The organism is Micrococcus porci (assembly GCF_020097155.1).
GTDB classification, from domain to species: Bacteria; Actinomycetota; Actinomycetes; order Actinomycetales; family Micrococcaceae; genus Micrococcus; species Micrococcus porci.
The window spans coordinates 1,349,200-1,369,919 of sequence record NZ_CP083691.1 but is presented as its reverse complement, the minus strand read 5'-3'; the positions used below and the strand labels follow the sequence as shown (position 1 = coordinate 1,369,919).

The following is a 20,720-nucleotide window of genomic DNA, read 5'->3' as shown; positions in this document are numbered from 1 at the left end:
CTGTGTCCCCCGTCCGTCCCCGCTGCCCTCCGTCGGTCCCCCGCCTTGGTCGGAGGACGGCCGTCCCGCCCGCACCCGCGGCGTCCCCGCCTCACGACCCGCACTCCTGGAGAACCCATAGATGGACAGTTCACGGCGTGGTCCGTGCTGGTGGACGCCGGCCTGATCGGCGCGCTGCTGGCGATCGGCACGCTCGCCCGCGCGGTGTTCACGCCACTGCAGACCCTCATAATCCCGGCGTCCGTGATCGCCGGCATCCTCGGCCTGGCCCTGGGGCCGAACGGCGCCGGCTGGCTGCCGTTCAGCGACCAGGTCGGCACCTACGGCTCGATCGTCATCGTCTTCGTCTTCGTCTGCCTGGCCCTGACCGATGACTTCGACGTCCGGAAGATCGGCCGCCCCGTCGGCTCGTTCGCGGCCTACGGCGTGCTGATCTACGCCTCCCAGGTCGCCATCGGCGCCCTCGCGGCCCTGCTGATCCTGCACCCGCTGTTCCACACGCCGGACTCCTTCGGCCTGCTGCTGTTCGCCGGCTGGGCCGGTGGCTTCGGCTCCGCCGCCGCCGTGGGCGCCGCCCGCGGCCAACGCCCGCGAGTATGCCGGCCTGACCTCCATCCCCGAGGACCTGCGCACGGGCGTGCTCGACCAGGTCGCCGAGTGCCCCGTGATCGGCCGCCACACCTTCTCCGCCGCCTCCGTGGAGTCCCTGGCCTTCCAGGTGGGCATCGTCGCCATGTTCGGCGCCGCCGCCTACGGCCTGGTTGACCTGGTTCCAGGGCGTGTGGCCCTCCATCGTGGGCCCGGAGGGCCCCAAGCTGATGATCCCCGCCTTCGCGGTGGCGTTCGTGCTGGGCATCATCGGCCGTCTGCTGCTCCAGGTGACGAAGACCGCCACGTTCCTGGACTCGGCGTCCCTGAACTCCGTCTCCGGCACCGCCACCGACATCCTGATCGTCTGCGGCATCGCCTCGATCGCCCCGAAGGTGGTCCTGGACTACTGGCAGCCGCTGCTGATCCTGTTCGTCGTGGGCCTCGCGCTCGCCGTCCTCCTCGGCCTGGTCGTGGCCCCGCACGTCATGACCGAGTCCTGGTTCGAGAAGCAGCTGTTCACCTGGGGCTGGGCCACCGGCGCCGTCGCCACCGGCGTGGCCATGCTGCGCATCGTGGACCCGAAGCTGAAGTCCGGCACCATGGAGCAGTTCGGCGTGGCCTACATCACGGTGGTGCCCGTCGAGATCGCGGCCGTGTCCTTCGTGCCGCTGCTGATCATCGCCGGCCTCTCGTGGGCCGTGGTGGGCATCTGGGACGCCATCGCGGAGGCGGCCATCATCGCCGCCGTGTTCCTGGTCCGCTCGGACCCGGCCCGGAAGTCGGCCGTCCCCGCCTGAGCGGCCCCCGCCGCCCCGGCACGACGCCGGGCCCGCCCCCTCCCCCGGGAGGAGGCGGGCCCGGCGTCGTCTCCGGCGGAAGCACCCGCGCGCGCTCACGGCCCCCCCCCCCCCCCCCCCCCCCCCACTCGGCCGCATCCGATCATCTGAGGGCGTCGATGCGCCCGTGAGCGCCGGACCCGGACGAGTCGGCGGACGTCCTAGGGGAACAGCGCGCGGGAGCCGGACATGCAGAAGACCCCCAGGACCGGAGTCCTGGGGGTCTTTCTCGTTGCGGGGGCAGGATTTGAACCTGCGGCCTCCGGGTTATGAGCCCGGCGAGCTACCGAACTGCTCCACCCCGCGGCGACAGATAGAACTATACACACATCGTCGCGGAGAGTTCAAATCGGGGTCAGCCGGCGGCCACCCGCCGTCCACGCGCCCGTCGTGGGCCGCGCGGACGGCGGGGCGGCTCAGCCCTCGGGCGCCGGGTCTGCGGACTCCTGGGCGCCCTTGGCGGCGTCGTCGGCGGCGGTGGCGCGCTTGAGCGCCTCGTTCAGGCGGGTCTGCTGCTCGCCGTAGCCCGCCCAGTCGCCCTGAGCCAGACGCTCCTGGCCCTCGGCCAGCGCGTCCTGGGCCTCCGCAAGCGCAGAGCTGAGCTCCTCCTCCGCGGTGCCCCGCGGCTCCTGGGCCGGTTCCCCGGCGTCGGGCGTGGTGGCGCCCGAGTCGCCGCCGAACACCTGGTTCAGCGCCTCGTCCAGGGTGTCGGCGAACCCGACCTTGTCCCCGAAGGACACGAGCACCTTGCGCAGCGTCGGGTAGGTGGTCCCGCCGGAGGAGCGGACGTACACCGGCTGGACGTAGAGGATGCCCCCGGCCACGGGCAGGGTGATCATGTTGCCGTTGAGCACCTCCGAGGCTCCCTGCCGCAGCAGGTTCAGCTCCTGGGAGACCTGCGCGTTGGAGTCGAAGTTCGCCTGCGCCTGCCCGGGGCCGGGCACCGTGGTGGACCGGGGCAGCTCGAGGAGCCGCAGCGTGCCGTAGCCCGGCGCCCGCTCGCCGTCCCTGCCCGTGCCGGCGTCGCCGTCGGCGGAGAGGAAGCCGTAGAGCACGTTGCGCTGCTGGCCGTTGTCGGTGATCTGCGGGATGTAGGTGCTCGTCAACGAGAACGCGGTCTCCTCCTGGCCGGGCAGCCGCAGGGACATGTAGTACGGCGGCTGCTTGACGTCCTTGTCGGTGGTCGGGTCGGACGGCACGGACCAGGCGTCGTTGTTCTCGTAGAAGTCGCCCGGATTGGTCACGTGGTAGCGGCCCAGCAGCTCGCGCTGCACCTTGAACATGTCCTCGGGGTAGCGCACGTGGTCCAACAGGGCCGCGGACATCTCCGAGTACGGCTTCAGGCTGGCCGGGTACACGCCCTGCCAGGACTTCAGCAACGGGTCCTCGGCGTCCCACGCGTAGAGCTCCACGGAGCCGTCGTAGGCGTCCACGGTGGCCTTCACGGAGTTGCGGATGTAGTTCACCCGGCCCTGCAGCGCGGCGGCCTGGCCCTCGCTGAGGGAGTCCTGCGTGGCCTCGCCCAGCTGCTGGGCGGTCGAGTACGGGAACTGGTCCGACGTCGTGTAGGCGTCCACGATCCACTTCACGCGCCCGCCCACGATCGCCGGGTAGGGGGCGGTGTCCACCGTGAGGTAGGGGGCCACCTTGGCCACGCGGTCCACGGGGTCGCGGTCGTAGAGGATCTGCGAGGCCTCGTTCACGTCGGAGGACAGCACGAGCTCCGGGGACCCGAACTTCACCGCGTAGGCGAGCCGGTTGAACAGCCCGCCCACGGAGGGGCCGCCGTCGCCCTGGAAGGTGTAGGCCGTGTCGTCCGTGGAGTCGGCGGTCTGGGGGCGGTCGCGCTCGACGGCGGGCGCACCCTCCGGGGCGCCGACCACCGAGTACGCCGGGGAGTTCAGGCCGAAGTAGATGCGAGGCTCGTAGGTCGAGTCGTCGCCCAGGACGCCGCGCGAGGGGATCTCGGAGAGCATCCACTGCGGCCTGCCGCCCGCACCCACCGCGGAGGCATCCGCGGCGACCACGCCGTAGCCGTGCGTGTAGATGGTGTGCCGGTTCACCCAGGACTGCTCCGGGTCCACGTTCACGTCGCGCGCGGCGAGGATGGTGTCCCGGGTCTGTCCGTCGACCTCGTAGCGGTCCACGTGCAGGGTGCCGGGGAACGCGTAGTACGGGCGGAACTGCTGCAGCTGCCCGAAGGTCTGCGAGATGAGGTTGGGGTCCATCAGGCGCACGTTCGCCGTGTTGGCCTCCTCCCCCTTCAGGTCCCCGGCCTGCGCGTCAGTGGTGCCCTCGTAGTTCGCCACCTGGACCTGGTCCAGGCCGTAGGCCTCGCGGGTCATCTCGATGTTGCGGGCGATGTACGGGGACTCGAGGGTCCGCTCGGACGGCTTCACCTGGTACTGCTGCACGACGTACGGGTAGGCCGTCCCCACCACGAGCGCCGTGATGACGAGCACCGCCGCCCCCACCAGCGGCAGGCGGAAGCGGCCCGTGAAGGCCGCCCACACGAACAGGGCGGCCACGAGCGCCGCCGTCACCGCCAGGATCGCGGACGTGGGGATCGCGGCGTTGACGTCCGTGTACATGGCGCCGGCCCAGTTCCCCGCCTGGGACTGGAGGGTGCGGTAGCGATTGAGCCAGAACGTGGCCGCCTGCAGCAGCAGGAACAGGCCGGCGAGCACGCCCAGGTGCACGCGGGCCGGGACGGAGACGTGCACCCGGCCGTCGTCGCCGACGCCGAGGGCCCCGTAGAGGTAGTGCACGGCGAGGCCCGCGAGGCCGGCGACCAGCACCACCGAGATCAGGTAGCCGACCGCCATCGTCAGGAACGGCAGCGTGGCCAGGTAGAACATCAGGTCCAGCCCGAACTCCGGATCGGCCTTGCCGTAGGGCACCTGGTGGAGGAACAGTTGGACGGTCTTCCAGCCGTTCATCGCGGCCGAGCCGGCGAACAGGCCCAGGACCGCCGGCAGGGCCGCCCAGACGAGCCGGCGCATCGGCTCGAGCTGACGCCGGGCCCGGCTGAGGGAGTCCCGGCCGTCCGCGCCCGCCGTGCCGGGCCGGTGCCGCCAGGCGGTGCGCAGGGACAGCCACACGGCCAGGGCCATCACCGCGCCGGCGACGACGAACAGGGCCGCCTTGGTGAGGACCTCGGTCCAGAACACCTCGGAGAAGCCGAGCTGGTCGAACCAGAGCACCTCCGTGTACACCTGCGTGAACAGCATGTAGAGGGCCACGAGCGCGGCCACCGCGATCACGGTCAGCAGCAGCGCGCTCGGCCGGCCCCCGCCCGCGCGAACCCGGCGCGCCGCGTGCGCGCCGCCATCGCCGTCGTGATGGGGCGGGCCGCCGAAGGGGCCCGCGCCTTCCTGTCCGAAGCTCACAGTCTCTCCTTCGTCTCCCCCGGTCCGGGGGCGGTCTGCGGAGCCGTGCGGTCCCCGCGTGGTGTCGCGCCCGGCGGTGCGGTCGCGGTGGTCTGGTCGGTCAGGGGGCGGGTGCGGGGCGGCGTCACGAGCACGTGGGCACGTCGTCGGGGCGCTCGCCGCGGCCCACGGCCTCGACGACGGCGCGGGCCGTGGCCAGCGTGTCCACGGCGTAGACGGTCATCCCGGCGGGGACGCGGCCGGCGAGGTCCGCGCAGTTCTCCCGTGGCGCGAGGAACACGTCGGCCCCGTCCCGGGCGGCGCCCTGCATCTTCTGCGGGATGCCCCCGATGGGGCCGACGACGCCGTCCGCCGTGATGGTGCCGGTGCCGGCGATCCGCGCGCCGCCGGTCATGTCCCCCGGGGTCAGCCGCTCGATCACCGCGAGGGCGAACATCATCCCGGCGGACGGACCGCCGATGTCCTCGAGCGCGAACTCGACCTGCACGGGCAGGTCGAAGCGCTGCTCGAGCAGGACCCCGAGCTGCCACGAGCGGCCGGTGGCCGGGTCCGCGGCGGTCACGGGCACGCTCACCTGCCGCTCGGTGCCGTCGCGGCGGAGGGTCAGGGCGAGGTCCCCGGGGCCGGCGGCGTCGACGGCGGCGCGGATCCCCGCCATGTCCGTCACGGACCTCCCTGCGGCGGCGAGGATCACGTCGCCCTCGCGGAGGATCCCCTCGGCCGGGGCGCCGGGGACCGTCGCATGGACGGCCAGGTGCGCGGGGACGTCGCGGCCCAGGGCCCGCAGGGCGGCCGCCGTGGCGACGTCCTGGGAGTCCGTCATGGCCGCGGCGTTGGACTGGGCGACCGTGTCCGCGCTGACGCCGGAGGGGTGCACGAGCTCGCGCGGCTGGGCGTCCACGGTGCCGTCCGCGAGGGCGGTGACGAGGTCGCCGAGGCCCGTGGTCCCGCCGGGCGGGCCGGAGACGAGCACGGTGGTCATGTCCAGGCGCCCCTCGCCGGGGTCGGCGGTGCCGCCCTCCACCGTGAGCACGGGGGTGCCGTCCTGCTCGCCCAGGACGTCGATGGCCGGGCCGGGTCCCTCCAGGATGTACGGCACGGGAAGCACGAACGCCAGGGCGGCCGAGCCGAGGGCGAGCCGCCCGGAGACGGGCGTCCGGCCGGGGCGACGGCGCGAGCCGCCGCGGGGCCTGGGAGGGGCTGCTCGCACGCGACACCGGCTTTCCTGCGGGGGTGGTCGGATCGGTCCACGCGCCCGGGCGGTGGCCGGCGGGCGCGGGTCGGTCCAGTCTACCCGGGCGCGCCGAGGGCGGCGCGGCGGAGGGGCCGCGGGCCCCGGCGGCGGGTGCGCCCAGGGCGAAAGGCGGACGCGCCCGGGGGCCGACCCGCGCACGGGCGGCGGGCGCGCCGATAGCCTGGGGCGCATGACTGACTCCCCGCGCACCCCCGGATCCGGCTCCGGCGACGACGACGCCCGCGACCCCCTCGAGGAGATGCTCCGGCAGATGTTCGGCGGGCAGGGCCCCGACCCCGAGCAGATCCGCCAGGCGATGCAGGGGATGGGCGGACCGGGCGGCATGGGCTTCGACCCGTCCGCACTGGACCCCACGATGCTGCAGCAGGCCATGGCGCAGTTCCAGGCCATGATGAACCCCGGCCCTGGCTCCGACGGCCCCGTGAACTGGACGCTGGCCAGGCAGTCCGCGCGCCAGGCCGTGGCGGGCGAGGACCCAGTGGTGGGCACCTTCGCCCGTCGCGAGGTGGACGAAGCCCTGCGCCTGGCCGAGCTGTGGCTGGACGGCGTCACGGACACCGAGTCCACGGGCGCCGTGGGCGCGGCCTGGTCCCGGGCCGAGTGGGTGGAGGCCACCGCCGAGCGCTGGCGCCGCGTCACGGAGCCGGTGGCGGTGTCCCTGTCCCGCGCCATGTCCGCGGCGATCGAGCAGCAGCTGCCCGGCCAGCTCCCCGAGGGGATGGACGCCGGCATGCTCGGCGGCCTCCAGCCCATGCTGAAGAACCTCGGCGGGACCATGTTCGGCCTGCAGCTGGGCGGCGCCGTGGGCACGCTCGGCAAGGAGGTGCTCTCCGGCACGGACATGGGCCTGCCGATCGCCGGGCACACCCCCGTGCTGATCCCCGTGAACATCGAGGAGTTCGGGGACGGGCTGTCCGTGCCGGACGACCAGCTGCGCCTCTACCTGGCCCTGCGCGAGGTGGCCCGCCTGCGCCTGTTCCTGCACTCCCCGTGGCTGGAGCGCGACCTGTTCGCCGCGATCGAGCAGTACGCCGCCGGCATCCGCCTGGACACCGCGGGCATCGAACGCGCCGCCGAGTCCGTGGACCCCATGGACCCCGAGTCCATGCAGGCCGTGTTCAACGGGTCCTCGTTCATCGCCGAGCCCGACGCCACGCAGCGGGCCGCCCTGGACCAGCTCGAGCTGCTCATCGCCCTCGTGGAGGGCTGGGTGGACGTGGTGGTCGCCGCCGCGGCGGCCCCGCTGGAGTCCGCCCCCGCGCTGCGCGAGACCATGAACCGCCGCCGCGCCTCCGGCGGCCCCGCCGAGGAGGCGTTCGCCGCCCTCGTCGGGCTCGAGCTGCGCCCCCGCCGCCTGCGCGAGGCGGCCGTCTTCTGGGAGGCCGTCACCGCCGAGCACGGGGTGGAGTACCGCGAGCAGATCTGGTCCTCCCCCGAGCGCCAGCCCACCTCCGAGGACCTCGACGACCCGGCCGGCTACGCCCGCCGCCGCTCCGAGGCGGAGGCCTCCACCGACGCCCTCGACGACGAGTTGCGCACGCTCCTCGACGGCGGCTTCGGCGACGCCCCCCACGAGGGCTGAGCCCGCCCGCTCACCCCTCCACGACGTCGTCGTCCCCGCCCGGCCATCCGCGGGCGTGGTCGGCGACGTCGGCGTCTGCCGGGTAAGCCCCCGGCAGTCCGCGCGACGTGGCGTAGGTGACGCCGGCCAGGAACGCCATGGCCTCCGTGTAGCGCGGCAGGCGGCCCACGAGCGCCTGGAAGCGGGGCCCGTGCCCACGCTCGCTCAGGTGGGCCAGCTCGTGCACGAGGACCGCGTCCACCACCCAGTCCGGCATGCCCCGCAGCTGGGCCGAGAGACGGATCGTGCCGCGGGCGGGCGTGCAGGAGCCCCACCGCTGGCGCTGCCGACTGGACCACGTGACCGACGCCGGCCGGGGTGCACGTCCGCCGGGGGCGGCGCCGTCGAGGTGCGCGGACGCCAGGGCGTCCGCGCGCGCCAGCAGGTCCGCGTCCCCCCTCGGGTCCGGGGCCGATCCGAGTCCGGTCGACGGGGCCGAGGCGGACGGGGCGGGGTGCGCGGCGGGGGCGGGCCCGGCCCTGTCCACCATGCGCTCGATCCACCGCCGCTCCTCCGCCCGGGAGAGACGGGCGGGGACGCTGACCTGCAGGCGGCCCTCCCGCCAGACGGCCGCCACGGTGCGCGTGCGCCGGGCGGAGCGCACCAGGCGCACCGGGGTGCCATGCCAGTCGAGGTCGGTGACGGTGCGGGACGGGCTCATGCCGCCATTCTCCCGCGGCGCGGCGCCGGGGCGCGTCCGGACGGGCGGGCGCCCTGTGGACGGCCGGACCACGCGACGCGCGCCCGTGGCACGGTGGAGGCGGGACCGGCGCGCGGGGCGCCGGACGCGGAGGGAGGCGGTGCCATGGCGACGACGGACGCACACGGGCCCCGGGAGTCGGGCCTGCTCGCGGACCCGGCGGGGATCCAGGTGGCGGGGCTCGGACCGGCCGGCGGTGCGCTGGCCGCCGCGCTCGCGGCCGGAGGGGTGGCGGCGCTCGCACTGTGGGACCCGACGCCGGTGGGGGCGTCCGACCTCGGTCTGGGCCTCCTCCCGGCGGACCTCGGCCGCCCGCGGGACCGCGCCTGGGAGGCGCGCCTGTCGCGGACGTGGCCCGCGTTGCCCGTCTATGCGGGGGCCGGCACGAGACCGGGCGCCCTCGGGGCGGCCACGGTCGCCGTCGACCTGCCCGGCCTGCCCGATCTGGCCGCCCGCGCCATCGCGGCGCAGCATCCCCTCCTGCCCGTCCGCACCGACCTCCACGGCGTCAGCGCCGGACCCTGGACCGGCGGCGGCGCACCCGGCTGCGTTCTCTGCACGGAGGACGTCCCCGGGACGGCCCTCACCGCTCCCCCGGCCGCGCCGCCGCGCCGGGACCCCGGGGCGGCCCGGGAGCCCGGACACGCACTGCGCGCGGTGGTCCTGGCCCTCGACGTGCTGACCGGGCGGCGGGACGCGACGTCGGCAGTGCTGCGGGTGGACGCGGCCACCGGACGGCTCACCCGCATCCCCGTCCGCACGCGTCCCGGATGCGGGTGCGCGGACCTCCTGGCCGGCGACGGCACGGGTGACGACTGGGCGGCGGCGCTGGCCGCCGTGGAGGAGTCCCTGGACGGGGCGCTCGCGGACGCCCGTCCGTGAATCGGCGGGAGTGGTCCCGGGTGCTCCGGCTCAGGCCGCGGAGGTCCCGTGGAGCAGGTCGAGGACGTCCTGGCCGAACCGGTCGAGCTTGGACTTGCCCACGCCCTTGACCTTGATCAGCTCGGCCGGCGTGGCGGGCATCGTCTCGGCGATCGCCTCCAGGGTCGCGTCCGTGAAGACCACGAACGCGGGCACCTTGTCCGTCTTCGCCACGCGGCTGCGCCAGTCCTTGAGGGTGTCCAGCACGCCCTCGTCGTACAGGGCGGGGCAGTCCACGCAGCGCCCGGTCTTGCGCTCGGCGCCCGTCTCGAGGGGGCGGCCGCACGTGCGGCACACGGCCACGGTGGCCCCGCGCCGGGGACGGCGGGCCGGCATCGCGGCGGCCGGGGCGTGCTCACGGGTGCCGCCGAGCGTCGGGTCGATGGCACGCAGGAAGCGCGAGGGGCGCCGGTTGGCCCGGCCGCCGCCCGAACGGGCCAGGGTCCAGGTGAGGTGCAGGTGCTGGCGGGCGCGCGTGATGCCCACGTAGAGCAGACGGCGCTCCTCGTCGACCTCGGCGGGGGTGTCCGCGAAGGAGATCGGCATGAGCCCCTCGGACAGGCCGACCAGGAACACGGCGTCCCACTCGAGGCCCTTCGCCGAGTGCAGGGAGGCCAGCGTGACGCCCTGCACGGTGGGCGCGTGCTGGGCCTGGGCGCGCTCGTCCAGCTCCGCCACCAGCTGCACCAGGGTGAAGTCCTCCCGCGTCCCCGCGAGCTGGTCGGCCAGGTTCACCAGGGCGTGCAGGGACTCCCAGCGCTCGCGCGCCGCGCCCGATGCCGAGGGCGGGGTGTCCGAGTAGCCCAGGGAGGAGAGCACGTCCTTGACGCGCTGCACGACGTCGGCACCCACCAGGTCCTGCGCCTCGCGCGCCGCCGCGCGCAGCTGCAGGACGCCCTCGCGGACCTCCCGGCGGGAGAAGAACCGCTCCCCGCCGCGCAGCTGGTAGCCGATGCCCGCCGCCGAGAGGGCGGTCTCGAACGCCTCGGACTGGCCGTTGGTGCGGAACAGCACGGCGATCTCCGCGGCCGGCACGCCGTCGTCGAGCAGGCCCTGGATCCGCTGGGCCACCCAGCCGGCCTCGGCCTCGTCGTCCTGGCACTCGGCGAACACGACGTCCGGCCCCGAGGGACGCTGCGAGGACAGGGCGAGCGGCTCCGGCCAGAACGGCAGGGACCGGTCCCGCAGGCCCGCCTGGGTGCGCTCGGCCAGCAGCGTGTTCGCGGCGCCGACGATCTGCGGGCTCGAGCGGTAGTCCCGGACGAGCTTGACCATCGTGGCCTCGGGGTAGCGCTCGCGGAAGCCCGTGAGGAACCGGGAGGTCGCGCCCGTGAAGGAATAGATGGTCTGGGAGGAGTCGCCCACGACGCAGAGGTCCTGCCGGTCCCCCAGCCAGAGGTCGAGGAGGCGGTGCTGCAGCGGGGAGACGTCCTGGTACTCGTCCACCACGAAGACGCGGTACTGCTCCCGGACGGTCGCCGCGATCTTCGGCTCCGTGGAGAGGATGCCCACCAGGATGAGGAGGACGTCCTCGAAGTCGATCATGTTGCGGGCGGTCTTGGCCTCCTCGTACCCCGTGTAGAGCCGGGCGACCGTGGTCGCGGTCCAGCCGGCCGGCATCTCGCGGTCGCGGGCGGCCTCGGCATACCCCTCGGGGGCGTGGAGGGAGACCTTGGCCCACTCGATCTCCCCGGCCAGGTCGCGGAGGCCGGCCCGGTCCACGGTCATGCGCATGCGGTGCGCGACCTCGGTGAGCAGGCGCACCTTGTTCTCGACGAGCGTGGGCATCTGCCCGCCCACGGCCTGCGGCCAGAAGTACTGCAGCTGGCGCAGGGCCGCGGAGTGGAAGGTGCGGGCCTGGACGCCGTCGACGCCGAGGTCGCGCAGGCGGGTCCGCATCTCCGCGGCCGCGCGGGCCGTGAAGGTCAGGGCGAGGGTGCGGTGCGGGTCGAACACGCCGGAGGCCACGCCGTAGGCGATCCGGTGGGTGATGGCGCGGGTCTTGCCCGTGCCCGCGCCGGCCAGGATGCACACGGGCCCGTGCAGGGCGGTCGCGGCCTTGCGCTGCTCCGGGTCCAGGCCGCGGAGGATCTCGTCGGGGGTGCTCATGGGGCCCGGAGCCCTCCTCTCAGGAGATCAGCGTGGTCGGATCCGGCAGCGTCCCACCGTACCAATCCTCGATCAGGGCCCGCGCGATGGACACGGCCCCCGGCAGGGTCACGGCGCCCGCCCGGACCTCGGCCGCGAGCTCGTCGCGCGTGAACCAGCGCACCGAGCGGATCTCGTGGCCGTCGGCCACCGGCTCCTGACCCGGCAGGGCGTGCGCCCGGTAGCCCACCATGAGCGAGCGCGGGAACGGCCACGGCTGGGAGCCTCGGTACGCCGCGTCCACGACGACGATGCCCGCCTCCTCGAGGACCTCCCGCGCGACGGCGTGCTCGAGGGACTCGCCCGGCTCCACGAACCCGGCCAGGCACGAGTGCCGACCCGCCGGCCAGGCCGCGTTCGAGCCGAGGAGGATCCGGTCCTGGTCGTCCATGACCGCCATGATCACCGCGGGGTCGGTGCGGGGGAAGTGCCGGGCCGAGCAGTCCCGACAGCGGCGCACCCAGCCCGCGGACTCCGTGTCCGTGCGGCCGCCGCACCGAGAGCAGAACCCGTGGCCTGCGTGCCAGTTGGCGATCGCGACGGCCTCCACGAACAGGCCCGTGTCGGCGTCGGACAGGCCCGCGGCCACGTCCCTCAGCCCCAGCCAGGCCGCCCCGGCCAAGGGGTCGCGGGTCGGGGCGTCGGTCGGCTCGGCTGGCCGCGTCGGCCCGCCGTCCCCGGACGACCCAGGCGCCGACTCGCGCGCGACGAGCACGAGCGGGCGGCCGGCGGCGGAGGGGGCCGCGGCGTCGGTCAGGCGGCGGCCCAGGAACACGGCCTCGGGCGGGAAGGGCCCGGCCGGCGGGACGAGGACCAGCGCGCCGTCCCGGACGGGGGCGCGGCCGCCGACGAGGTGCAGGACGCCCGTGGCGGGATCCGCGGCGAGGCGGCCGAGCAGCCCCGGGTCCTCGCGCTCGGCACCGGACCGGTCCAGGGCCTCGCGGGCGAGGGTCAGGTGCGGCAGGGCGGCGGGGACGGCGTCGGGGGCGGAGGGGACGGGCATGGCCCCCACGGTAGGCCCGTGCCCCGCGCGGCGGACACCCGTGTCCGGCCGGTCGGGGCCCGGACCGGTGCGCCCCCGGGCGTCCCCGGCGTTCGCGGCCTAGGCTGGACGGGTGCATCGTCAGCCCCTCCGCCTCGCCGCCCTCGCCGCCGCCGCCGTGCCCGGCCTGACCCCCGTCTCCGTGGAGCCCAGCCCGGACGACTCGCCCGACGTCGCCGCCGCGCTCGTGGTGGACGACGCCGGCCAGCGCTGGCTGGTGCGCTCGCCGCGCTCCGCGGAGGCCGGCATCCGCCTCGAGACCGAGCTGCAGGTCCTCGCCGGCTTCGACCCGCACCTGCGCGCGGGGCTGCCGTTCCGCGTGCCCTCGGTGGCGGGCGCCGTGCGGATCGACGGGCTGCGCACCTTCGTCTACCAGGCCCTGCCCGGCGAGCCGGCCACGCTCGAGCAGATCGGCGGCCTCGGGGACGCGGCCGTCCAGGACCTGGGCCGCATCCTCGCCGCGCTGCACACGCTGCCCCTGACCGTGGTGGAGCAGGCGGACCTGCCGGTGTACACCGCGGACCATGTGCGCGAGCGGCACCTGACGGAGCTGGACCGGGCGGCGGCCACCGGGCAGGTGCCGCCGCGCCTGCTGCGCCGCTGGGAGGAGACGCTCGAGGAAGCGGACCTCTGGGACTTCTCGCCGGTCCCGGTGCACGGGGACCTGCACGAGGACGGCCTCCTGGTGTCCCGCGGCCGCGTGGTGGGGGTGTCCGGGTGGACGGACCTGCACGTGGGCGACCCGGCGGAGGACTTCGCCTGGCTGGCCGCCGCGGAGGACCCCGCCCTGCCCGAGCGCGTCCTGGCCGCCTACGCCGAGCGGCTGGACTCCGAGGGCGCGGCGGCCCCGGACGCGCACCTGCTGCGCCGCGGCGCGCTGCTGGCGGAGTTCGCGCTGGCGCGGTGGCTGCTGCGGGGCGTCGACCGCCACGACGCGGAGACGACCGCCGACGCGCGGGCCCTGCTCACCGAGCTGGCCGAGGCCGTCGGCGTCGCGGAGGCCACGGCTCCGCAGGCCGCCCCGACGGCGGACAACGTGGTCGGGCTGCACGCCGCCCACGACGACCGGGCCCCGGACTGGGACGAGGACGACGCGGACGGCGTCGTGGACGTCTCCGACGACGACGGCCGCGCCGGGGGCACCGTCAGCGTGCTGCGTCCGGTGGACTGACCTCGCCGGACGAGGTGGCGCCCGGGCCCGCGACGGCCGCGGTGACGATCGCCTCCAACTCCTCCTCCCCGGGCAGGTCGTCGAAGACCCGCTCCTGGCCCGCGGCCACGTACACGAAGCTCGCCCGGATGCGCTCCAGGGGGATGCCGTGCAGGCGGGACCACGCCAGGCGGTACACCGCCAGCTGCAGGGCCTTGCGGCGCAGCTCCGCCCCACCCGGCACGCGGCCGGTCTTCCAGTCGACCAGCTCCCAGTCGGCCTCGGGGTCGAAGGGCATGCCCGGGCGGGCGCCCGTGCGGAACACCGCGTCGATGCGCCCGCGGAGGGTGATCCCGGCGAGAGTTGTCTCCACGGCGGTCTCGACGAACGCGGGCACCCGGTCGGCCCACCGGGAGGCGAGGAACCACTCCTGCATCGGCGCCAGGTCCAGGGCGTCCTCGACCCAGGCGTCGGCGGCGTCGTCGGACTCGTCGATGTCCAGCATGCCGGTGGCGTCGAAGCGCTGCTCGAGCCAGGCGTGGAAGGCGGTGCCGCGGCGGGCCGCGTGGGCCGGCGGCCGCGGCATGGGCCGGCGCAGCTGGTCCGCGACGGCCTGGGGGTCGGCCGCGAGCTCCCCGTAGAGGGACACCGAGAGGTGCTCCGGCAGGGCCACGCCGTCCGCGGCCGCGCCGACGCGCCGGCGGCGCAGCAGCACCCAGTCCAGCGCCCGCGCCAGGTCGGTGTCCTCGGCCAGGGCCGCGGGGTCCGCGGCGGCGACCTGGCGGGCGGCGTTCTCCACACGGGCCCGGCGGGGGCGGGTGCGGCGGGGCAGCGGGGTCCACGCGGCCTCGTCGTCGAGGTCCTCGCCGTCGGCCTCGAAGGCCTCGGGTCCCTCGAGGGGGTCCGCCGGCCACCAGGCGACCAGCGTGCGCTCGGCCGTGGGGTTGGCCTCGCCCAGCTCCTCCGGCGCGGGCTCCTCCCCCAGCACGACGCCGGGCACCTCCCCGGCCAGCGCGGCCGCCTCCACGAGGAAGGGCGAGGGGTCCACCGGCTTCTTGGCCGTGCCCTTCCAGTGGGACGTGCTCAGCCAGAGGGCCGACCGGGCGCGGGTGAACGCGACGTACGCCAGGCGCCGCTCCTCGCGGGCGGCGTGGTCCGCGACGGCGTCCCCGTAGGGGGCCGGGTTCGTGGCGGCCGCCGTCTTGGAGGAGTAGCCCGTCCCGGCGGACTGCACCCAGTCGCGCCGGTTCTCGGCCCAGGAGCCGTCCCACTGCGGGAGGGAGGCGGCGTCGCCGCGCAGGGCCCACGGCAGCATGCCGGTCCCCCCGCTGGTCCAGCGGTCCGGACGCGCGGTGGGGAAGGTGCCCGTCTGGAGGCCCGGCACGGCCACCACGTCCCACTCGAGTCCCTTGGACGCGTGGGCCGTGAGCACCTGGACCACGCCGGGGGCGGGGTCCGCCGACGCGATGCCGAGGCCCTTCTCGTGCTCCTCCACGGCCTCCGTCCATGCGAGGAACGCCGGCAGGTCGGCGGGGGCGCCGTCGCCGGCGGCGAAGCCCCGGGCGGCGTCCTGGAAGGCGTCGAGGTGGCGGCGCGCGGAGGCGGCTGACGGGCCGGGGCGCAGTGCGAGCTCGACGTCCAGGCCGATCTCCCGGACGACCTCCCCGATGAGGTCGGCCGGGTCCGCCCCGGCCCAGGCCGAGAGGCGGCGCAGCTCCGCGTTGGCCGCGCGCAGGCGGCGCAGTCCCTCGGCGGAGAAGGGCCGGCCGTGGGAGCCGGTCCAGACGGTGGACTCCCCGGGCAGGGAGTCCAGGGCCTCCAGCAGGGCCGGGGCGTCGGCGTCCTCGTCCGCGCTGACGTCCGGCGCCTCGACCGCGGTCGCCGGGTCGAGCGGCTCGTGGGCGGCCGCGCGGCGGCGCAGCCGGCTGACGAACCGCGCCCGCTCGTGGAGCAGCTCGAGGTCCGCCGGGCCGATCCGGTACCGGGGGCCGGCCAGGACGCGGACGAGGTGGTCGCTGCGGCCCGGATCCGCGAGGACATGGAGCACGGAGAGCACCTCGGCGATCTCCGGGAGGGAGAGCAGCCCCGACAGCCCCAGCACCTCGTACGGCACACCGGCGGCCTCGAGGGCGTCGAGGACGGGCCCGAACTGGGTCCGGGCGCGGCAGAGCACGGCGCGGCTGAGATCCGCCGTGGCGGGGTCCTCGCCGAGGGCCGCCAGGCGTGCGACGAGCGCCTCCGCCTCGTCCTGCGCGCTCACGTGGCGGTCCACGCGCACCTCGCCCGTCCCGGCGCCGGGCCGCGGCCGCAGCGGCTTGAGCTCGAGGGGTGTGCCGGCGTCGGCGGCGTGGGCGTTGAGCTCCGCGACCACGGCGTTCGCGGCCGCGAGGATCGCCTCGTCGTTGCGCCAGGCGACCGTGAGGTGGGAGACGTCCGCGTTGACCCGGCCGGGGGCGCCGCCGGGCAGCTCGCCGAGGCGGGGGAACGCCGAGGGGAAGGTGAACAGCTGGCCGGCGGACGCGCCGCGGAACCCGTAGATGGACTGGTGAGGGTCACCGACCGCGGTGACGCAGTGGCCCAGCCCGGGGGCGTCGAGGTCCGTGGACTCGGGGCCGAAGAGCCCGCGGAAGATCTCCATCTGCGCGTGGGAGGTGTCCTGGAACTCGTCCAGCAGGACCACGGGGAACCGCTCCCGCTCCGCCCGCCCGGCGGCGGGGATCTCCCGTGCCACCCGGGCGGCGTGGCGGAGCAGGTCTCCGAAGTCCATGACGCCGCGCTCGGCCTTGGCCTGGGTGTAGCGCTCGACCAGGTCGGCCATGAGGACCCGGGTCTCGAGGCCGGCGAAGAACTCGACGATCTCGTCGGAGGGCTCCTTCATGCGCGGGGGCAGCTCCAGGGCCTCGCCCACGGCGATCCGCTCCCGCAGGTGGGCCCGCACCTGCGCGGGCTCCACGAGGTGCTCGGCGAGGTCGCCGGACAGCCGCAGCGCGGCCGCGACGAGGGTGGACGCCGAGACGCGCAGGCCGTCCGCGACGATCGGGTGGGAGGCGGCCACGGCCGACATGAGCCGGTGGGCGTCCGCCTCCCCGAGCGGGCGGGCCTCGGGCTCCACGCCGATGCGCAGGCCGTAGTCCCGGACGAGGGCGCCGGCGTACGAGTGGTACGTGGACACGGAGGCCCGCCCCAGGTCCTCGGGCTCGCCCTCGAACCCGGGGATGGGCAGGCCGGACCGCAGCAGTGCGTCCACCTTGGCGTTGATGCGGTGGGCGAGCTCACCGGCGGCCTTGCGGGTGAACGTCACGCCGAGGACCTGGTCCGGGCGGACGAAGCCGTTGGCCACCAGCCAGACGACCCGGTCGGACATGGTGGCGGTCTTCCCTGAGCCGGCGCCGGCGACGACGAGCCGCGGGGTCAGCGGGGCGGCGATCACCTCCACCTGCTCGTCGGTGGGCGGGAACACGCCCAGCCGCGCGGCGATGTCCTGCGGGCTGTGGACGGCGCGGGACACGTCGACCCGGGGCCCGGCGTCGACCGGGGCGGGGCGCAGCGGGACCGGGGAGCTCAGCGATGCCATTCGGTGGCCTGCCTTCCTTCGGTGCAGAGCGGGCAGACGGACGGCAGGGCGCAGCGCACCCCGGGCCGGTGGACGGCCAGGAACCGCGGACCCACGGTGCGGCGGGCCGCGGTGAACACCTGGTCGAGGGCCCAGTCGTCGTCGGCGGTGACGGCCGGCTGGGGCTGGACGGTGGCCTTGGTCTTGGTGGCGGCGCCGAGCTGGACGAGGGCCGCTCCCCCGGGTTCGGCCGGGGCCTCGATCGCGGACAGGGCCCGGCGCAGGGCGGGGTCGGTGGCGGGGTCCTCGGCGAGCAGCTCCAGCCCGCGGGCGCGCACGGCCACCTGGTAGGCGGCCAGCTGCGGGAGACGTTCGAGCTCCGCCGTGTCCGGCTTGGAGGAGCCGGTCTTGAGGTCGACCACGTAGGGGCGGCCAGTGGCGTCGACCTCGAGCCGGTCGATCACACCGGAGATCTCCACGCGCTCATCCCCCCAGGCGAGGGGGACGTGCAGGGCGACCTCCTGCGCCACGGGGCGTCGACCCTCCGCGCGCATCTGTGACCAGTAGCGGATGTACGCCTCGACGAGGCGGCGGGCGCGGGCGTGCTGCAGGTCGGTGGTCCAGCCCTCCGGCAGGCCCAGCTCCGGGAGCCGCCGCTCCAGCTCGGCACGCACGGCGCCGGGCTCTCCGTCCGGGTGGTGCTCGGCCACGGAGTGCACGAGGACGCCGATCGACTGGGCGAGCGTGCCGCCGGCCTGGGCTCCCACGTGGTACAGGAGCCAGTTCAGGGGGTTCTCCAAGGCGGTCTGAGCCCGCGAGGGCGAGAGGCGCACGGGCTCCGCGGTGATGTCCGTGAGCGGGGCGTCCGTGGACAGCGGGGCGAGTCCCCACCAGCGGTCGGGCGCGGCCGCGGCCACGCCGTCCTCGGCGAGGGCGGCGAGCACCGCGGCGGCCGCCGGATCCTCCAGGCCCACGAGGGCCTCCGGCAGGTCCGGCGCCTCCAGCCGACGACGCGCCGCCGCCACGAGGGCGGCGGCGGTGAGGGGCAGGGGCACCTCGGTGAGCGGGCGGCCGGCGGCGACGTCCGCGACGGGGTCGAGCAGGTCGAGGAAGTCCGAGGGGGTCTCGTCCTCGTTGCGCACGGCGGTGGCGACGACGCGCCGGCGTGCCCGTGAGACCGCGGCGGCCAGCATCCGCAGCTCATCCTGCCGGACCTCCGCGAGCCGGGTCCGGTGGTCCGTGGGCCAGGCGCCGTCGACGGCGGCCGCGGTGAGCAGGTCGGTCAGGTCCGTGGCGCCCAGCAGCTGACCGCGCAGGGCGGTGTTGGGCCAGGCCCCCTCCTGGAGCCCGACGACGATCACCGTGTCCCACTCCCGGCCCGCCGCGCCGGCCGGGGTGAGCACGTGCACGGCGTCACCGGTCTCCGCCCGGCGGGCCAGGGTGTCCATGGGCAGGTCCTGCGACTCCATGTACCGGGAGAAGTCGGCGGGCGCCGCGCCCGGGAACTGGTCCACGAACCGCTCAGCGATGCGGAACAGCGCGACGACGGCGTCGAGGTCCGCGTCCGCGCGGCGGGCCTCCCGCCGCCCCTCGGCGCCCTCCGCCCGGCCGAGGGCCGCGGCGCGCCAGCGGTCGGCCCGGCCGGAGGCGGCCCACACGGCCCAGAGGACGGTCTCCGCGGTGGCGCCGGGCTCCCGGGCGGCCGCGAGGCCGTCCCGGTGCATCCAGGCCAGGCGCCGCAGGGCCCGGTGGCGGTCCGTCTCCTCACCGGCGAGGGCCGGGTCGCCGAAGGCCGCCACGAGCAGCTCGTCCGAGGTGCGCCGGCCCCCACGGGCCCGCTCGGCGGCGAGCAGGTCCTGGCGCAGGCGGCGGATGTTGAGGGCGGTGGCGCGGCCATAGGGGCCGCGCAGCAGCGCGACGGCCTCGTCCGCCTCCAGCGCCACGCCGGCCTCCGGGTCCTCGGCCTGGTCGGAGACCGCCCGGAGCAGGGTGAGCAGCGGCGCCACGGCGGGCTCGTCCTTGAGCACCTCACCGGCGGCCTCGCGGCGCACGGGGACGCCGGCCGCCTCCAGGTGACGCCCCAGCGCGGCGGCGCGGGCGCCGGAGCGGGCGATCACCGCGAGCCCGTCCAGGGGGACGCCGTCCTCGTGGTGGACGCGCAGCACCCGCTCCAGGACGAGCTGGTCCTCGTGGGCACGCGAGGGGACCGCGTGCCCCTCGACGGCGCCGCCCTCCCCCGCGGGGACGGTGCGGGTGCGGGTGAGCTCCACGCCGACCGTCCGCTGGCGGATGCGACGGGCGGCGCGGAGCCAGCCCTCCTGGACGCCCGCGCTCATGCGGTGCCCCGCCGTGAGCACGTGGGTCCGCGCGTCGGGGTCGGGCGACGACGCCCCGGGGACGGCATCGGGATCCAGGGCGGCGGGGTACCGGGAGACCAGGTCGGGGCGGGCGCCGCGGAAGCCCTGGACGGTCGTGTCCGGCGAGGCGGTGAGGAGGACGTCCCGGCCCCGGCCGAGGTGGACGAGGAGGTCGTGCACGGCGGGACCCGCCTCCTGCAGGTCGTCCACCACGATCGCCCGGAGCCGTGCCTGCTCCGCCTCGGCGAAGGCGAGGGCCGCGGCGTCGCGCTCCGGGTCGTCCGGGAAGCGCTCCGTGAGCAGGCGGACGGCGGTGGAGATGAGCCCGGCGGCGTCGAACGCCTCCGCCATGCCCAGGTCCAGGCGGTCCCGGTAGTCCTGGACCAGCTCGGCGGCGGCCTCCCAGACCGGGCGGCCGTGCCGGCGGCCGAGCTCCTGGAGGACGCCCGGCTCCACGCCGAACTCGCTCATGCGGTCCACGAGCTCGCGGACCTCCCGCCGGAAGCCGCGGGTGTCGACGGCCTGCGCGACGTCCCGCGGCCACTCCGGCGCCGGGGCGAGGCCGGCGGCGTAGGTGTCCAGGAGCTCCGCGATCACCGTGTCCTGCTCCGCACCGGAGAGCAGCCGCGGCGGGCGGGAGAGCCCGCGCAGGGGCCCGGTGACGCGGGCGCGCCGGATGAGGTCGAACGCGTAGGAGGCCCAGGTGCGCACGGGCGTCACGGCGCGGGTGCCGTGCCCGGCGGCGGCCAGCCGCTCCGTCAGGGCGTCCCGGAGGCGGGCCGCGGCCTCGCGGCTGGGTGCGAGCACGAGCAGCGACTCCGGATCGAGGCCCGCCTCGAGCCGCCGGGCGGCGTATTCCACGGCCACGGTGCTCCGCCCCGTGCCGGGCGCCCCGAGCACCAGGTGGGCACCGTGGCCCTCCCCCAGCCCGGCCACCGCCTCCTGCTCGACGGTGAGCACGACGCCGGCGCGGTCCTGCCCCACGCCGCGCACCAGGCGCGCGGGCACGGGCGCGGCGTGCGGCGGCTCCTCGTCCGGCTCGGCCAGGAGCGCGGCGAGGTCCGCCGGGTCGGCGTCGGCGGCCTGCGGCGTCGGCTCCGTCCGGGGCTCGGACGGGTGCGGGGTGGTGCTCATGGCTCCAGTCTGTCAGGGGGCCG

At 76.1% G+C, this 20,720-nt stretch carries 12 protein-coding genes and 1 tRNA gene; 5 read left to right on the top strand and 8 right to left on the bottom strand.

What is annotated here, in order from left to right; genetic code table 11:
* Nucleotides 1-144: 144 nt before the first annotated feature.
* Both KW076_RS06620 and KW076_RS06615 read left to right on the top strand, forming a co-directional pair.
* A complete protein-coding gene (locus KW076_RS06620; protein WP_224354568.1) occupies nucleotides 145-765 on the top strand; it encodes a sodium/glutamate symporter family protein in 621 nt (206 codons plus the stop codon).
* Nucleotides 762-1,388: a sodium/glutamate symporter family protein gene (locus KW076_RS06615; protein ID WP_224354567.1), complete on the top strand. Its 627-nt coding sequence runs from the start codon at nucleotides 762-764 to the stop codon at nucleotides 1,386-1,388. The genes KW076_RS06620 and KW076_RS06615 overlap by 4 nt, the downstream gene beginning before the upstream one ends.
* 271 nt (nucleotides 1,389-1,659) lie before the next feature.
* Here the strand turns inward: KW076_RS06615 and KW076_RS06610 are convergent.
* From KW076_RS06610 to KW076_RS06600, 3 genes are all read right to left on the bottom strand, one after another.
* Nucleotides 1,660-1,733: transfer RNA gene (locus KW076_RS06610), tRNA-Met, on the bottom strand.
* 110 nt (nucleotides 1,734-1,843) lie between these two features.
* Complete coding sequence (locus tag KW076_RS06605) at nucleotides 1,844-4,816, bottom strand: UPF0182 family membrane protein (protein WP_224354566.1); 2,973 nt, start codon at nucleotides 4,814-4,816, stop codon at nucleotides 1,844-1,846.
* Between the two features lie 124 nt (nucleotides 4,817-4,940).
* Nucleotides 4,941-6,026 (bottom strand): YlbL family protein, encoded by a 1,086-nt coding sequence (locus tag KW076_RS06600; protein ID WP_224354565.1) that lies wholly within the window; start codon nucleotides 6,024-6,026, stop codon nucleotides 4,941-4,943.
* 214 nt (nucleotides 6,027-6,240) lie between these two features.
* On the opposite strand from KW076_RS06600, the gene KW076_RS06595 reads away from it, so the two are divergent.
* Nucleotides 6,241-7,653: a zinc-dependent metalloprotease gene (locus KW076_RS06595; RefSeq protein WP_224354564.1), complete on the top strand. Its 1,413-nt coding sequence runs from the start codon at nucleotides 6,241-6,243 to the stop codon at nucleotides 7,651-7,653.
* A gap of 10 nt (nucleotides 7,654-7,663) precedes the next feature.
* Here the strand turns inward: KW076_RS06595 and KW076_RS06590 are convergent, their stop codons facing one another.
* Nucleotides 7,664-8,353: a M48 metallopeptidase family protein gene (locus tag KW076_RS06590; RefSeq protein ID WP_224354563.1), complete on the bottom strand. Its 690-nt coding sequence runs from the start codon at nucleotides 8,351-8,353 to the stop codon at nucleotides 7,664-7,666.
* A gap of 144 nt (nucleotides 8,354-8,497) precedes the next feature.
* Between KW076_RS06590 and KW076_RS06585 the strand changes: the two genes are divergently transcribed.
* Entirely contained in the window at nucleotides 8,498-9,274 is a 777-nt protein-coding gene (locus tag KW076_RS06585) for a dinucleotide-utilizing protein (protein ID WP_224354562.1), read from the top strand.
* A 30-nt stretch (nucleotides 9,275-9,304) separates the two neighbouring features.
* Here the strand turns inward: KW076_RS06585 and KW076_RS06580 are convergent, their stop codons facing one another.
* Both KW076_RS06580 and nudC read right to left on the bottom strand, forming a co-directional pair.
* Nucleotides 9,305-11,422 (bottom strand): ATP-dependent DNA helicase UvrD2, encoded by a 2,118-nt coding sequence (locus KW076_RS06580; RefSeq protein WP_224354561.1) that lies wholly within the window; start codon nucleotides 11,420-11,422, stop codon nucleotides 9,305-9,307.
* A gap of 19 nt (nucleotides 11,423-11,441) precedes the next feature.
* Nucleotides 11,442-12,464 (bottom strand): NAD(+) diphosphatase, encoded by a 1,023-nt coding sequence (gene nudC, locus KW076_RS06575; RefSeq protein ID WP_224354560.1) that lies wholly within the window; start codon nucleotides 12,462-12,464, stop codon nucleotides 11,442-11,444.
* 112 nt (nucleotides 12,465-12,576) lie between these two features.
* Between nudC and KW076_RS06570 the strand changes: the two genes are divergently transcribed.
* Nucleotides 12,577-13,674 carry a phosphotransferase gene (locus tag KW076_RS06570; protein ID WP_224354559.1) on the top strand — a complete coding sequence of 366 codons (1,098 nt, stop codon included), beginning with the start codon at nucleotides 12,577-12,579 and terminating at the stop codon, nucleotides 13,672-13,674.
* On the opposite strand, the gene KW076_RS06565 is transcribed toward KW076_RS06570, so the two are convergent.
* Both KW076_RS06565 and KW076_RS06560 read right to left on the bottom strand, forming a co-directional pair.
* On the bottom strand, nucleotides 13,649-17,227 hold the full coding sequence (locus KW076_RS06565; protein WP_224354558.1) for an ATP-dependent helicase: 3,579 nt from the start codon (nucleotides 17,225-17,227) through the stop codon (nucleotides 13,649-13,651). The genes KW076_RS06570 and KW076_RS06565 overlap by 26 nt on opposite strands.
* On the bottom strand, nucleotides 17,215-20,697 hold the full coding sequence (locus KW076_RS06560) for an ATP-dependent helicase (RefSeq protein ID WP_224354557.1): 3,483 nt from the start codon (nucleotides 20,695-20,697) through the stop codon (nucleotides 17,215-17,217). Before KW076_RS06560 ends, KW076_RS06565 begins: the two co-directional genes overlap by 13 nt.
* Between the last annotated feature and the right edge of the window lie 23 nt (nucleotides 20,698-20,720).